Source organism: Phaeobacter cretensis, assembly GCF_047372505.1.
GTDB classification, from domain to species: Bacteria; Pseudomonadota; Alphaproteobacteria; order Rhodobacterales; family Rhodobacteraceae; genus Phaeobacter; species Phaeobacter cretensis.
On sequence record NZ_JBKBEU010000001.1, the window covers coordinates 855503 to 870304 of the forward strand.

Genomic DNA, 14802 nt, shown 5'->3' on the forward strand with positions numbered 1-14802 from the left:
AACCTTTCTGCGCGGTCCCTATAACGCAGGACAATTTGGGCGCACGGGGGTGCCCATGACTCGCGCACATCAAAGGATCCAGGCCATGCCCAAAAGAACCGATATCCAATCGATCATGATCATTGGTGCGGGGCCGATTATTATTGGCCAAGCTTGCGAATTCGACTACTCGGGCGCGCAGGCCTGTAAGGCACTTCGTGAAGAGGGTTACCGGGTCATTCTGGTGAACTCCAACCCAGCGACCATCATGACTGATCCAGGCCTGGCCGACGCGACCTATATCGAACCGATCACACCCGAAGTAGTGGCCAAGATTATCGAAAAGGAACGTCCCGATGCCCTGCTGCCTACCATGGGTGGGCAGACCGGATTGAACACGGCACTGGCCCTGGAAGAGATGGGCGTGCTGGCAAAATACGACGTCGAAATGATCGGAGCCAAGCGCGAAGCCATTGAAATGGCAGAAGACCGCAAGCTGTTCCGCGAAGCGATGGATAGGTTGGGGCTGGAAAACCCCCGCGCCACAATCATCACTGCCCCCAAGAAAGACAACGGCAACGCCGATCTGGACGCAGGTGTTCAGATGGCACTGGACGAGCTGGAAGACATCGGCTTGCCCGCGATCATCCGCCCGGCATTTACCCTTGGCGGGACCGGCGGCGGCGTCGCGTACAATCGTGAGGACTACATCCATTTCTGCCGCTCTGGTATGGACGCCTCACCGGTCAATCAGATCCTCGTCGACGAGAGCCTTCTGGGCTGGAAAGAATACGAGATGGAGGTGGTGCGCGACACCGCTGACAATGCGATTATCGTCTGCTCAATTGAGAACATTGACCCGATGGGCGTCCACACAGGCGATTCGATTACCGTGGCACCTGCGCTTACTCTGTCGGATAAAGAATACCAGATGATGCGCTCGGCCTCGATTGCTGTCCTGCGCGAAATCGGCGTGGAAACGGGCGGATCCAATGTTCAGTGGGCTGTAAACCCTGCCGACGGTCGTATGATTGTGATCGAAATGAACCCACGCGTTAGCCGGTCATCCGCTCTGGCGTCGAAGGCAACGGGCTTCCCGATTGCAAAGATCGCTGCGAAACTGGCTGTAGGCTTTACCTTGGACGAGCTAGACAACGACATTACCGGTGTCACCCCGGCGTCGTTTGAACCGACAATCGACTATGTTGTCACCAAGATCCCGCGCTTTGCTTTTGAGAAATTCGCAGGCTCCGAACCGTATCTGACCACCGCGATGAAATCTGTGGGCGAGACGATGGCCATTGGCCGCACCATCCACGAATCCTTGCAAAAGGCGCTGGCATCGATGGAAACCGGTCTTACCGGCTTTGACGAAGTAGTCATCCCCGGTGCCGAAGATGAAACCGACGGCAAGGCTGCGGTAATTAAGGCTATCAGCCAGCAGACCCCGGACCGGATGCGTACCATTGCTCAAGCGATGCGGCACGGACTTACGGATGATGAGATCCATGCGGTTACCAAATTCGACCCCTGGTTCCTGGCCCGCATCCGTGAAATTGTTGAAGCTGAAGCAAAGATCCGCGCCGAAGGTCTGCCGCAAGACGCGCATGGCCTGCGCGCAATTAAGATGCTGGGCTTTACCGACGCCCGCCTTGGCTTGCTGACCGATCGAAGCGAGAACGATGTGCGTCGCACCCGCCGCGGTCTGGGCGTCAATGCTGTGTTCAAGCGGATCGATACCTGCGCGGCCGAGTTTGAGGCGCAGACGCCTTATATGTACTCCACCTATGAGGCACCGGCCTTTGGAGATGTCGAATGCGAAGCCCGTCCAAGCGACCGTAAAAAGGTCGTCATTCTGGGCGGTGGTCCCAATCGGATCGGTCAAGGTATCGAGTTCGATTACTGCTGCTGCCACGCCTGTTTTGCTCTGACAGACGCAGGCTATGAAACCATCATGATCAACTGCAACCCAGAAACCGTGTCTACCGACTATGACACGTCTGACCGGTTGTATTTTGAGCCGCTGACCTTTGAACATGTGATGGAAATCCTAACCAAAGAGCTGGAAAACGGAACCCTGCATGGTGTTATCGTGCAATTCGGTGGTCAAACCCCGCTGAAGCTCGCCAACGCGCTGGAAGAGGAAGGTATTCCGATCCTTGGCACTTCACCTGACGCGATTGATCTTGCTGAGGACCGTGAGCGTTTTCAGGCGCTGGTCAACCAATTGGGCCTGAAACAGCCGCACAATGGCATTGCCTCCACAGACGCGCAGGCGCTTGAAATTGCAGAAGAGATCGGCTTTCCGCTGGTGATCCGCCCCTCATATGTTCTGGGCGGGCGTGCCATGGAAATCGTGCGCGATATGGATCAGCTACGCCGCTACATCGCCGAGGCTGTAGTGGTTTCCGGCGATAGCCCTGTGCTGCTGGACAGCTATCTCTCAGGCGCGGTGGAGCTGGATGTAGATGCAATCTGCGATGGCATCGAGGTGCATGTGGCAGGAATCATGCAGCACATCGAAGAAGCCGGTGTGCACTCTGGTGACAGTGCTTGTTCGCTGCCCCCTTACTCTCTGTCCAAAGAGGTGATCGCTGAGGTCAAGACGCAGACAAACGCATTGGCAAAGGCGCTAAATGTTGTTGGTTTGATGAACATCCAGTTCGCAGTCAAACCTGACGCCGATGGCAACGAAGTAATCTACTTGATCGAGGTAAACCCACGTGCCTCGCGCACAGTACCTTTTGTGGCGAAATCCACAGACTCAGCCATTGCGTCGATCGCCGCGCGCGTCATGGCCGGCGAGCCACTGTCAGCCTTCCCCAAACGAGCGCCGTATGAGCCGGACGCAGGCTATGACGTTAATGTGCCAATGGCAGATCCAATGACCTTGGCCGACCCTGACATGCCCTGGTTCTCGGTCAAAGAAGCAGTGCTGCCCTTCGCCCGCTTCCCCGGCGTCGATACATTGCTGGGCCCAGAGATGCGCTCCACCGGCGAAGTCATGGGCTGGGATCGCAGCTTTGCCCGCGCCTTCCTCAAGGCTCAGATGGGTGCTGGTATGGTACTCCCTTCCGAAGGCCGTGCGTTTATCTCGATCAAGGATGCTGACAAGGGTACGCTCATGTTGGATGCGGCAAACATCCTGATCGAACAGGGTTTCACTCTGGTCGCCACACGCGGCACCCAGACCTGGTTGGACGAGCACGACGTTCCTTGTGAGCTGGTAAATAAGGTCTATGAAGGCCGCCCGCACGTGGTGGACATGCTGAAGGACGGCAACGTTCAACTGCTGATGAACACCACCGAAGGCGCGCAGGCTGTGCAGGACAGTAAGGATATGCGCTCTGTCGCTCTTTACGATAAGATCCCGTATTTCACGACCGCAGCTGGGGCCAATGCCGCTGCCCGCGCCATAAAGGCACAAGCGGAAGGCGACGTTGAAGTGAAAAGCCTGCAGGGCTGATCAGCCTTCGTTCGCAAACAGACCGATTAACTGAAAAGGCCCCGGCGCAAGTCCGGGGCCTTTTCAGTTATCCGCTGCACTGCCTATCGGCCCCTGTTGAAGAAGCCCAACAATGACATCGTGATCCGGGCAGCGGCGGGCCCGTGGAGGCTGCGTCAGCGTCAATTGGCGTCCCGTATCCACATTCAGCTCTCTGAAAGGGCAAACCAGACTGCCCTGCTTAAGCGCATCTGCAACCAACGCCTCATGCCCCATAAGGATACCGGCACCAGACATCGCTTCCTGCAAGGCGAGACTGTAGAGCGAATAACGCGGGCCGCTAACTGGATTTTCCAGCGCAACACCAGTCTCGCTAGCCCAATGTAGCCAGTCGTCGACCCATGTTTGATCCTGTAGCAACACGCAGTCCGACAGTCGTTCTGGCAGATCCAGCGCCTCGGCAATCATTGGCGTACAAACCGGAAAGATCCGGTCCCCTTGCAAAACCTTTGCCCCTGAAGGGCAATCCCCTGGCGCAGTGAAGAACAGAGCAAAATCAAATAGCTCTCTGTTAAGATTTGGCGGCATCTCCATCGCCGTGACCGAGATTTTCAAATCTGGCAGTGCTTGACGCAGACGCTCAAGTCGGCGGGGCAACCACAGTTGTGCAATGGAGGGGAGCGCCGCAATGTGAAGTTCTCTAACCGGGTGTAGAGATCTGAGCGCTTGTGTCGCCGCCCCGAGCGCATCGAAGGCCGCCTCAAAGGTCGGCAACAGCGCCTGCCCTGCAACCGTCAGTGCCACGCCTTGCGGGTTCCGCCGAAATAGCGGCGTATCGGCCCATTCCTCGAGCGCTTTTACCTGCTGAGATACTGCGCCAGGTGTCACACCAAGCTCATCCGCAGCGGCAACAAAGCTCTGTAGACGCGCGGCAGCTTCAAACGCGCGCATTGCATTCAGCGGCGGCCCCTTGGGGCGTAGTGGTGCTACGGCCATGACAACATTTCCTAGGCTTAGTTTTACTAAGCCAAAGAATAGCAAATCTGATTTGCCCGGTCACGCACTGTTGGCGCAGGGTGATGCCCAGACATGGAGGATAAAATGACCCAAGCCTCGCGCAGCTGGCTTACTGACGTCAGCGCCACACGTATCTCAGACATCACCCAAGCCACCCCCGCCGCAAGTTCCGATACACTGCTGGCCCATATCAATGCACTGGCAGACAAGAACCGCGTCATTCATGAAGAAGAGTGCTTTAACCTCAACCCGGCCACCAATGTGATGAACCCCAAAGCCGAAGCGCTTTTGGCATCTGGGCTAGGCTCGCGTCCTTCGCTGGGTCACCCAGGGGATAAATACGAAATGGGGCTGGAAGCCATCGAAGAGATCGAGGTCATTGCAGCCCAGCTTGCTTGTGAGATCTTTAACGCGGAATTCGCAGAAATTCGGGTGCCCTCCGGCGCGCTGGCCAATCTCTACGGCTTTATGGCGACCTGCCAGCCGGGTGACACCATCATAGCGCCGCCCGCCGCTATCGGTGGGCATGTAACACATCACGGTGCGGGCTGTGCGGGGCTTTATGGCCTACGTTGCATTGATGCGCCGGTTCTGGCGGATGGCTATACCGTCGACCTGGTCGCGCTACGTCAGCTGGCGCGGAAAGAACACCCCACGTTGATCACTATTGGCGGCAGCCTCAATCTGTTTGAACATCCCGTCGCCGGGGTGCGGGCCATTGCAGATGAAATCGGTGCCAAGGTGATGTTCGACGCTGCCCATCAATGCGGCATTATTGCCGGTAAAGCCTGGTCAGACCCACTGGTCGAAGGTGCACATTTCATGACCATGAGCACCTACAAAAGCCTTGGCGGCCCCGCGGGTGGTCTGATCGTCACCAATGATGCTGATATCGCCAAAACGTTGGATAGTATTGCGTTTCCCGGCATGACAGCCAATTTTGACGTCGCGAAATCCGCCGCCCTTGCTGTCACCCTGCTGGATTGGCGTGATTTTGGTCGTGCTTATGCGGCAGACATGATTGCCCTGGCACAGGCCCTTGCAAGCGCGCTGGAGGACGAAGGTGTCCCGCTTTTCAAGACAGCAGAGGGTATTACCACATCGCACCAGTTTGCCCTGCTGGCAGCGCCTTATGGCGGCGGACAGGCGGCATCGAAACTGCTTCGGCAGAACGGGCTTCTGGCCTGTGGCATCGGCCTACCGGTGCCATCGGTTGACAGAGATATGAACGGGCTACGCATAGGAACACCCGAACTGGTACGCTGGGGAATGACAGTAGAGGACGCCCCACGGTTGGCTAAGTTGATCGCGGCAGCCCTGCGCGGTGAGCCAGTGCTGGGAGAAGTCTCAAAATGGCGTAGTAGCTTTAATAGGCTCCACTACGTGCACTGATACTATATCATACCAACTAACGAAAAACCCCGGTGCACATCCACCGGGGTTTTTCGTTGGTTGGACCCTACCCGCCCCTACACATACATTTGTGAGAAACAGAGTGGAGGCTAGGCGGGCCTGTTTCAGCCCGCGCGGCGCATGAGTGCCCGCAAGGATCTGTCAAAAGTAGTCGCCAGTGATACCCGTTTTCGCCCCATCTGAGCCTTCGCCGAAATCACAGAGACCAGCATCGGTGAATGCCCGGGGCGCATTTGCAATACAGGTGAACCCGACGCACCGTAGTCAGCTCTGCAGGATGTCACCAGCGTTTCGCTTCTGGTTGATAATATTCGACAGTCTCTTTCCCGCGCCGGGCGGCTCGCATGGTTCACGGTATAAGACAGCACATCTACGCTCTCTCCCGGAGTTGGCGCAGCCGCCAGCACAAAGGGACGGATCTGACTCCCTGAAATGGGACGGTTCAGACGCAAAACCGCAATATCGCTACCCGCTTCGCTGCGACTGGACCATTTGTGGCGGTAACCGGGATGGATCACAGCCTTGACCACCCGGCGTGAGGCTTTGGCTCGTCGACCATTTAAACCCGCTTCGAATTTGATGTTGCGCGGATTTACCGCCTGCCCAGTCTGCGGATTGTAAAGGCAGTGCGCAGCGGTCAGCACAAGGTTTGGGGCGATCAGACTGCCCGTACACATATTGCGCCCAGCGATGTTAAGGCGTCCCACCGCCTCCCATCCCTGAATAGCTCTGACTCCAGCCGATTGCGCCTCTGCAGATACGCTAAGGGTTGTACTTGCGACAAAGGCCGCGGCGATAAGCCGAATAAAGTGTCTCATGGTCCACTCCAAATTTTCCCACATCGCCATCATCGGGGTCGGCTGAGGCTGGAATGCGGCTTAGAGCTGTACGGAGCTGTCAGAAACACGGGCAGAATGTGACGTGATTAACGTTCAGTTAATGTCAGAGATTTCTACCGCCATCGATCTGCCTCAGCTCTATATTTTCCTTAACCTTTCTAAACATTTTTAGGAAAAATTCACTCAAATATCTGAAAAATTGTCATTTTTCCAGCAAGGAATTCGATGAGATTTCCCCTGTGCCTGTTGGTTTAACGCCGATGTTTGGAAACGAATCGTGGGAATTGAGGCGGGATTGGGTCCGTGAATTCGCAAATGAGGCGAATCCTATCTACGTATTCGAGCAGCCATATCTTAACTGGCGTCAGGGGTACTTTGCGTGCCTTTCAGCTGTAAATCTGGCGTGCCGAACGCGTTACTCACTAGTCTCGAAACCTTAGAATAGGCGTGAAAGACCTGCATTGAGCAGGCGTTCGAACACGCCCTATGCGGGAATACAAAACCCAGACAAAATAAAAGCCCCGGTTTCACAACCGGGGCTTTTCTAACGATATCGGGGATTGCGATCAGGCGCTCGCGGCCAGTTCTCGTTTTTCGTCACGACCAAAGAAGATCAGGTAGAACACCGGAGCCGCCACCAAAGTCAAAACGGTAGCGAAGGCCAGCCCCCCCATAATTGTGACCGCCATCGACACAAAGAACGCATCGGTCAGCAATGGCGCCATACCGAGGATAGTTGTCACTGCTGCGAGCATCACCGGGCGCAAACGTGAGACAGAAGCCTCGACGATGGCATCGCGCAAGGGCTTGCCCTCGGCACGGACCAGATCGATTTCCTCAACCAGCACGATGCCATTCTTGATCAGCATGCCAGAGAGGCTGAGCAGGCCCAGAAGCGCAGTGAAGGTAAAGGGCATGCCTGTGCCCAACAGACCGATCACAACACCATTCACAGACATTGGCACCAGAAGCCAAATGATGATTGGTTGCCGGATTGCATTGAACAGCAGCACAGAAATCAACACCATTATCAGGATGGTCACCGGCAGCTGTTTACCCAAACTGGCGTTGGCATCGGCGGAGTTTTCATGCTCGCCACCCCATTCCATCACATAGCCCGGCGGTAACTGCATCTCTTCGATACTGTCCTTGACCTGCACAAATACGCTGGCGGCGGTGAGATCCGCAGGAATATCCGCCCCGACGGTCAATGTGGGTACCCGATCGCGACGATGCACAAGCGTATTTTCCACGTTCACATCAACGCCATCGATCATCTGTTCCAGTGGGACGAATTTACCCGCTGCCTCTGAGAAGACGAGCTGATCCATCATGTTGTATTCACCCTCATCGGCGCGGCGAATAATGATAGGGATCAAGCGTTCACGATCGCGGAAGACGCCGGCCCGCAAACCATCGGTCGAGAACTGCAACGCATCCGCGATTGAGTCGCGGGTGACACCCGCCGTCTGAGCACGATCCGTCGCGTATATCGGCTTCAGCGTGACCTCTTGCTCGCGCCAGTCCTGACGTACACTCAGAATATCGGGCGTAGCGCTGTGCAGGCGCTGCATGGCTTCCTCGCCCAGTCCACGGAGCACCTTCGGATCAGGCCCCGCAAAGCGCACCTCAATCGGCGCCCCCCCCCCGGGACCAAAGACCAACCGTTTGGTACGGAATTCGCCCTCTGGGAACCGGCCTTGCCCAAAGACTTCCAGATCGGCCTGCACTGCCGGAATCTGTTCCAGGCTGGCAGCCCGGATAATCAGATGCCCATAGCTGGGATTGGGATCTTCGGAATCATATGTGAGCATAAAGCGCGTGGCGCCTTGCCCGACAAATGTCACAACTGTCTCGACCTCTTCACGCGTGGCCAACCACTCCTCAAAGACGCGCATGTGCTCTGAAGTGGTTTCAATCGATGTACCCTGCGGCAGTTTGTAATGCACAAAGAACAATGGCGTGTTGGAGTTCGGGAAGAACTGCTGCTTCACCTGACCAAAGCCGATGAAGCAAAGTACGGTCACAACCAGCAGGCCCGGAACAACGAGCCAACGCAGCTTGAGTGACAGACGAAGTATCTTCCCATAACCGCGGAACAACAATCCCGAGTAAGCATCGTGGTCGTCGCCTGATCCTTGCTTAAAGAAGTAGTGACCCAGTAGCGGCGTCGCGGTCAGCGCCAGTAACCAGCTCAGCAAAAGCGAGATACCGATCACCGCAAAGAGTGAGAACATGAACTCACCCGTAGAGTCCGGGCTAAGGCCAATACCGGCAAAGGCCATAATGCCAATCACCGTCGCCCCCAAGAGCGGTATCTGCGTCTTGGCAGCAGCCTCATGGGCGCCCTCACGCGATGTGCGCCCGCGCGCCATTGCGATCTGCATACCCTCGGCAACCACGATGGCGTTGTCGACCAGCATCCCCATCGCAATGATCAAAGCCCCGAGGGAGATCCGTTCCATCTCGATGGAGAAAAAATTCATAAACATCAGTGTGCCAACCACGGTCAGCAACAGCGTGGTGCCAACGACAACGGCCGCACGCCACCCCATGAAAATCGCAAGGACAATAACAACGATGCTGACAGACATCGCCAGATTCACGAGGAAATCGTTGGACGCCTCATCAACAACGACGTGCTGTTGGTAGATCGGCTTTAGTTCGACGCCATATGGGATCTGGCTGTCCAGCTCTGCCAGGCGTTCATCAACACGCTGACCGACCTCGACAATGTTCTCGGTCGCCAAACCCGCAATACCCATGGTGAACGCTTCGACACCGTCAAATCGGATGATCTGAGAGGGATCATCAGTACGGCCGCGAAAGACATCCGCCATGTCGATGACATTGATCACCTCGCCTTGGGAACCAATCGTGAGACCTGCAATCTCAGTGACAGAATCGGAGCCTTCTGGCGCGCTAAGCCGGGTCTTTACGGGGCTGTTCTCTATGCTGCCTGCGGCGCGGACAGAGTTGGCCGTGGCCAGTGCGTTGGCTATGGCATTGAGTGGGATATTCTGATTAACCGTGATGGCCATCTTTGGCTCAACAAAGATCGCTTCCTCCGGTAGGCCCGCGATCTCGACATCTGCCACACCATCCACTGCAAGGAGTTCGCGGCGCAGAAAAGTCGCCAGTTCGTGTCGTTCAGCGTCTGTGTAGCCTTCTGCAGTCACGGCATAGAAGACACCAAAAACATCGCCAAACCCATCATTCACAATTGGCATTGTGACGCCGTCTGGAAGATTGCGTGCTGCATCCTCAACTTCGCTGCGCAGTTTGGTCCAAAGCCCTGGCAGTTCGGTTCCGTCAAAAGTGTCCTGCATCTCAACATCGATGCGCGACCGTCCCGGCTGGTTCGTAGAGGTGATCTGCTTCACCTCTCCCATCTTTTGGATTGCCGATTCCAGTGGCTCGGAGACTTCCAGCGCCACCTGTTCCGCGCTGGCGCCCGGATATTGAGTGATGACAACCGCCTGTTTGATAGTAAAGGCCGGATCTTCAAGCCGCCCGAGGTTCAAAAAACCCCAGATACCGCCAAACAGAGCAGTAAGCATGATGATCCACGTATATAGCGGTCGATTGATCGACCCGCGTGCAATATCCATGAGATCCGTCCTTAGTTGGTGAAGCCGGTGAAGCGGCGTACGGCCTCTCCATCGGTCAACGCGCTGCCACCGGTCAAGACGATCTCTTCTCCGCCCTCAAGTCCTGAAACAATCTCGATCTCACCACTGTCGGTGGTAGCAGTTTCAACCTTGGTCCAGCTAACAGCGCCTTCATCAGCGCCTTTGGCCGAAAACAGCATCACGCCGGTATCGCCACTGGAGGAAGGAACAATGGCGGTGGTCGGCACAACAATCGCCGATAATCCTGTCTCCACAGTCACCCGAACAGTGGTTGAGGCCCCAGGAAAGATCTGACGATCCTTTGGCGGGTCGAGGCGAAGGGTCACGCGGTACGTCTGACCAACACTGCTGGCTTCTGCATCGAACTCAAGAATTTCCAGTGGATACTTATTTGCGCTGCCCGGGAACTTTGCGGTGATCGTCATCGCATTGCTGTCTTCGCCCTGCTGGAACAGCACCTCGGGTACATCGACCTTAATATGCAGCTCAGACATGTCATGCAAACGTACAATCGGGGCACCAGCACTGACAGTGCTGAACAGCGCCACCTCACGGCTGGAAACCAAGGCATCGAAAGGCGCGCTCAGCGTCGCATGCTCCAGCGCATAATCCGCATCGCGCAAAGCGATTGTGGTCAGTCCGGACTGTGTCTCGGCATCATCAATGGACACTTGGCTGACGGTGCCAGTCAATTTTTCCAAACGGGCGACAGTACGGTCTGCCTGTTCTTTTTGCAGCTGGGCCTGGCCGAGCTTCAACTCGAAGGGCTCAAGATCCAGCTCCGCGATCAGGGATCCTTTGGGCACGATTGACCCTTCGGCGACCGGGAACGTCACGACCTGCCCCCCAACCTGAAATGCCAGATCAACCGTTTCCTTAGCTGCGACCTGACCGTAGAATTCACGGTGGATCGGCTTGGTCCCTGATTGGGTTTCCATCAGTTTAACCGGCTTCAGAATATCCTGCGCAAAGGTGGGCGTAGCACCCAAAACAAGCGAGGCAATTCCAGCCAGTACTTTTGAACTCAGCTGCATAAGTCACTCCTTCCGAAGCGGATTCGAGTCCGCTCGTAGTACATTGTCATGAATTTTGGCCGACAGGGTGGCAAAGTGCTGGATTTCATCTTTGCTCAGACCGGATATGCGACGGAAAAGCCCTGACATCGCTTCAACCAGTTGGTCTCTCTTAGCAGTACCTTCCGGTGTCAACGACAAGAGCCAAGCCCGTCGATCCTGCGGATCGCGACTGCGCTGGATCAATCCTTGCGCCTCCAGCCGATCTGCAGCCGTGGTCACCGACGAAGGTACGGTCTGCAACATGCGGGCCAATTCACCCATACGGCAAGGGTTTCTGAGACGTGCCAGAACATGGCATTCTATACGGCTCAGATCCGGCAAATTAACAGTATCCTCGATACAGGCATCGATGCGCCAATAGAGCGCAAAAACACCCAGCATCGCACAGACCTCAGGACGCATCCCGCTGAGATTGTCGACTTCCGCCCTACTGTCACCAATATCGGTCTCTCGAATCATAGCGCACCACCTTGGGTGCGCATATACTTCAAATTTCGAACCATTCAAGCAAGGAAAGGTTTTTTTCCTCTCTGACTCTCCAAGATTGGTTGACGTAAGGGCCGTCCTAACGCTCGAAACCGGGGCTACCCTTGACCTGACAGGGGTAAGATGCCCAGATATGCGCCACTTTGAAAACTCACCCGAAGGTTCAGGCCATGTATACACCCGCCATCACCGGTACGGGCGTCTTTACCCCGTCACAGACGATCACCAATGCCGAGTTGGTGGTGGCGTTCAACGCCTACGCTGACAAGATAAACGCTGAAAATACCGAAGCGATTGCCGCTGGAGAGATGGAGCCATTGGCCCATTCCTCGGAGGAATTCATCCTAAAAGCATCCGGGATTGAACAGCGCTATGTGATGGACAAAACCGGGGTTCTGGATCCGGCGGTAATGCACCCATTGCTGCGGCAGCGCAGCGACGACGAGCCCTCCATAATGGCGGAGATGGCACTGGATGCCGCCAAGACAGCGCTAGCCCAGGCAGGTAAGACCGCCGCCGACGTGGATGCCGTGATCTGTGCCGCCTCCAACATGGAACGTGCCTACCCTGCGCTGGCGATCGAAATTCAGGACCTGCTTGGCATCAAGGGCTTTGCTTTTGACATGAATGTCGCATGCTCCTCTGCCACCTTTGGGATTCAGGCCGCTGCGGATATGGTCCGCTCGGGCTCCATTCGCTCTGCATTGGTGGTTAACCCTGAGATTTGTTCCGGCCATCTGGAATGGCGTGATCGCGATTGCCATTTCATCTTTGGTGATGTCGCAACAGCTACACTTATTGAACGCAGTGACGATGCAGCCGGGCCTCATTTCGAAGTTTTGTCGACACGTTGCGCCACCAGCTTCTCCAATAACATCCGTAACAATAATGGCTATCTGCGCCGCTCCCGCCCCGATGGTGTCGAGGATCGCCGCGACATGCAGTTCATGCAAAATGGACGTAAAGTATTCAAAGAAGTTCTACCTATGGTCAGCCAGCACATCGCCGACCATATGGAGGCTGAGGGTATCGCCAATACTGATCTGAAAAGGCTCTGGTTGCATCAGGCAAACAAAACAATGAATGATTTCATTGGCAAAAAGGTTCTGGGGCGCACGCCCGAAACCGGAGAACAGCCCAATATTTTGCAGGACTACGCCAATACTTCTTCGGCTGGTTCCATCATCGCATTCTCAAAATACTCGATAGATCTGTCCCAGGGCGATCTTGGGCTAATCTGCTCATTCGGGGCCGGATACTCCGTGGGGTCCGTCATCCTGCGGCGCGTTTCCTGAGCGCCTCGATAGCCCAGCAACCAAGTCCAAAAATGGCCGGCCGTTCTTGGTGGGCCATTTTTACAATTTCTCCAAGAAACATCGCAGACTATTTCTGTGATACCCGCTGATGCACAGCCTCGGCGCTCTCTACTCGCTCAGAGTAACGGTCGACCAAATAGTCCTTTCGACCGCGGGTTAGCCAAGTGAATTTCACCAGTTCTTCCATCACATCCACAACGCGACGGTAGAATGGACCGTCGGGCAAACGACCATCATCCGTAAACTCCAGCCATGCCTTTGGAATCGAGGATTGGTTCGGGATGGTGATCATTCGCATCCAACGACCGAGAATGCGCAATTGATTGACCGCATTGAACGACTGTGACCCTCCGGAAACCTGCATTACGGCCAGCGTCTTTCCTTGGGTGGGTCGAATCCCGCCTTTTAGCGACAACGGCAGCCAGTCGATCTGGGTCTTCATGATACCAGTCATAGCGCCGTGGCGTTCGGGGCTGGACCAGACCATGCCTTCGCTCCAAACGACAAGATCGCGTAATTCAATCACCTTCGGGTGACTCTGGGATCCCACGTCATCTGGCAAGGGCAGTCCACTTGGATCAAAGACCCGCGTTTCGCAACCCAAGTTGCGAAGGATACGAGCCGCCTCTTCAGCCGCTTTGCGCGAATAACTGACCTCGCGTAGCGACCCATAGAGCAGCAGTATGCGCGGCGGATGCTGGGGATCCTCCGCCGCCTTCAACCCCGTCCCATCGATCTTTGGCAAAGCCTCCGCGACGAGCGCTGGCAACTTGTTAGCATTCGCTTCTTCAGGCCCGGACGGGCCAGCCGCCGATATCTCAGCCACTTTCTTCTTCCAGATGCAGCTTCATATCCAGAAGCACTTGCTGCAGCATCACGGTTTCGCGCAACAGCCGTTTGGCTTCATTGATGGTGATGATCCCATCAGCCATGGCCTCCTGATATTCGCTCATCAAGGTAGCAAAGCGTTGGCTCAAGGCGATCACATCTGCATTGACCCCGCCATTACGGGCCTCCGATGCCGCACTTGGTTCGCAGTACGACAGCGTAATGTTCTTAAGGTCTGCCAGACCCGACGTCACATGAGGAAAGGAGGCCGCAGCTTCCAGCTTGGCGACGGCGTCGACAGGCATGAAGCGATCAGTGTGCTCGGCATTATCAGAATAATACCGCCCAAGTGTTGCCTTAGATTTCCCCGTGATCTGGCAGGCTGCCTCGATCCCCACATCCTTGACCAGAGCCTCGGTGTGCTTTTTTAGATAAGTACCTATGTCTGCCATATAAAATATACCTGCATATGACCGCTGTCCCACTGGGGAAGAAACGAGTTAATTTCCCATTCACGACACTTAAAGGAAATGTGAAGCTATTTCTATCCCTAAGGTTTTAAGGGACTTACAGCGCTGAACCTAGTCGAAAGACCAGAGAATACGCTGAGGGGCGAGGGCGTGTTGCGTGTGTCTTCGCTGGAGGGCAATTTTCGTCCTGTTTGCGCCCTGCCGCAGATGTATTGTGGTTCGTTTCTCGGGTTGTTTCGTCTCGAACCCACATCGGCGTGCAGGGTGCTTCTACTGTCAGTGCAAACATACAGGCGCACCC

The 14802-nt window shown here is 55.7% G+C and carries 10 protein-coding genes; 3 read left to right on the plus strand and 7 right to left on the minus strand.

What is annotated here, in order from left to right; all coding sequences use genetic code 11:
* Nucleotides 1–85: 85 nt before the first annotated feature.
* On the plus strand, nt 86–3445 hold the full coding sequence (carB, locus tag ACEWZM_RS04155; RefSeq protein ID WP_414005245.1) for a carbamoyl-phosphate synthase large subunit: 3360 nt from the start codon (nt 86–88) through the stop codon (nt 3443–3445).
* A 63-nt stretch (nt 3446–3508) separates the two neighbouring features.
* Here carB and ACEWZM_RS04160 read toward each other — a convergent pair whose 3' ends face one another.
* Nucleotides 3509–4420, minus strand: coding sequence for a LysR family transcriptional regulator (locus ACEWZM_RS04160; RefSeq protein ID WP_414005246.1), 912 nt, complete (start codon nt 4418–4420; stop codon nt 3509–3511).
* A 105-nt stretch (nt 4421–4525) separates the two neighbouring features.
* Between ACEWZM_RS04160 and ACEWZM_RS04165 the strand changes: the two genes are divergently transcribed.
* Nucleotides 4526–5833, plus strand: a complete 1308-nt coding sequence (locus ACEWZM_RS04165) for a serine hydroxymethyltransferase (RefSeq protein ID WP_414005247.1) — start codon at nt 4526–4528, stop codon at nt 5831–5833.
* A 125-nt stretch (nt 5834–5958) separates the two neighbouring features.
* Here ACEWZM_RS04165 and ACEWZM_RS04170 read toward each other — a convergent pair whose 3' ends face one another.
* The 4 genes from ACEWZM_RS04170 to ACEWZM_RS04185 all read right to left on the minus strand — a co-directional run bounded on the left by ACEWZM_RS04170 (nt 5959) and on the right by ACEWZM_RS04185 (nt 11860).
* Complete coding sequence (locus ACEWZM_RS04170; RefSeq protein WP_414005248.1) at nt 5959–6672, minus strand: trypsin-like serine peptidase; 714 nt, start codon at nt 6670–6672, stop codon at nt 5959–5961.
* A 587-nt stretch (nt 6673–7259) separates the two neighbouring features.
* Nucleotides 7260–10304, minus strand: coding sequence for an efflux RND transporter permease subunit (locus tag ACEWZM_RS04175; RefSeq protein WP_414005249.1), 3045 nt, complete (start codon nt 10302–10304; stop codon nt 7260–7262).
* Between the two features lie 11 nt (nt 10305–10315).
* Nucleotides 10316–11359 (minus strand): efflux RND transporter periplasmic adaptor subunit, encoded by a 1044-nt coding sequence (locus tag ACEWZM_RS04180; protein ID WP_414005250.1) that lies wholly within the window; start codon nt 11357–11359, stop codon nt 10316–10318.
* A gap of 3 nt (nt 11360–11362) precedes the next feature.
* Nucleotides 11363–11860, minus strand: coding sequence for a MarR family winged helix-turn-helix transcriptional regulator (locus ACEWZM_RS04185; protein ID WP_414005251.1), 498 nt, complete (start codon nt 11858–11860; stop codon nt 11363–11365).
* Nucleotides 11861–12057: 197 nt separating this feature from the next.
* Between ACEWZM_RS04185 and ACEWZM_RS04190 the strand changes: the two genes are divergently transcribed.
* Nucleotides 12058–13182 (plus strand): beta-ketoacyl-ACP synthase III, encoded by a 1125-nt coding sequence (locus ACEWZM_RS04190; protein WP_414005252.1) that lies wholly within the window; start codon nt 12058–12060, stop codon nt 13180–13182.
* Nucleotides 13183–13270: 88 nt separating this feature from the next.
* Here the strand turns inward: ACEWZM_RS04190 and arsH are convergent, their stop codons facing one another.
* Together arsH and ACEWZM_RS04200 are read right to left on the minus strand one after the other, a co-directional pair.
* Complete coding sequence (gene arsH / locus ACEWZM_RS04195; protein ID WP_414007950.1) at nt 13271–13972, minus strand: arsenical resistance protein ArsH; 702 nt, start codon at nt 13970–13972, stop codon at nt 13271–13273.
* A gap of 49 nt (nt 13973–14021) precedes the next feature.
* A complete protein-coding gene (locus ACEWZM_RS04200; RefSeq protein ID WP_414005253.1) occupies nt 14022–14483 on the minus strand; it encodes a hypothetical protein in 462 nt (153 codons plus the stop codon).
* Nucleotides 14484–14802: the final 319 nt, after the last annotated feature.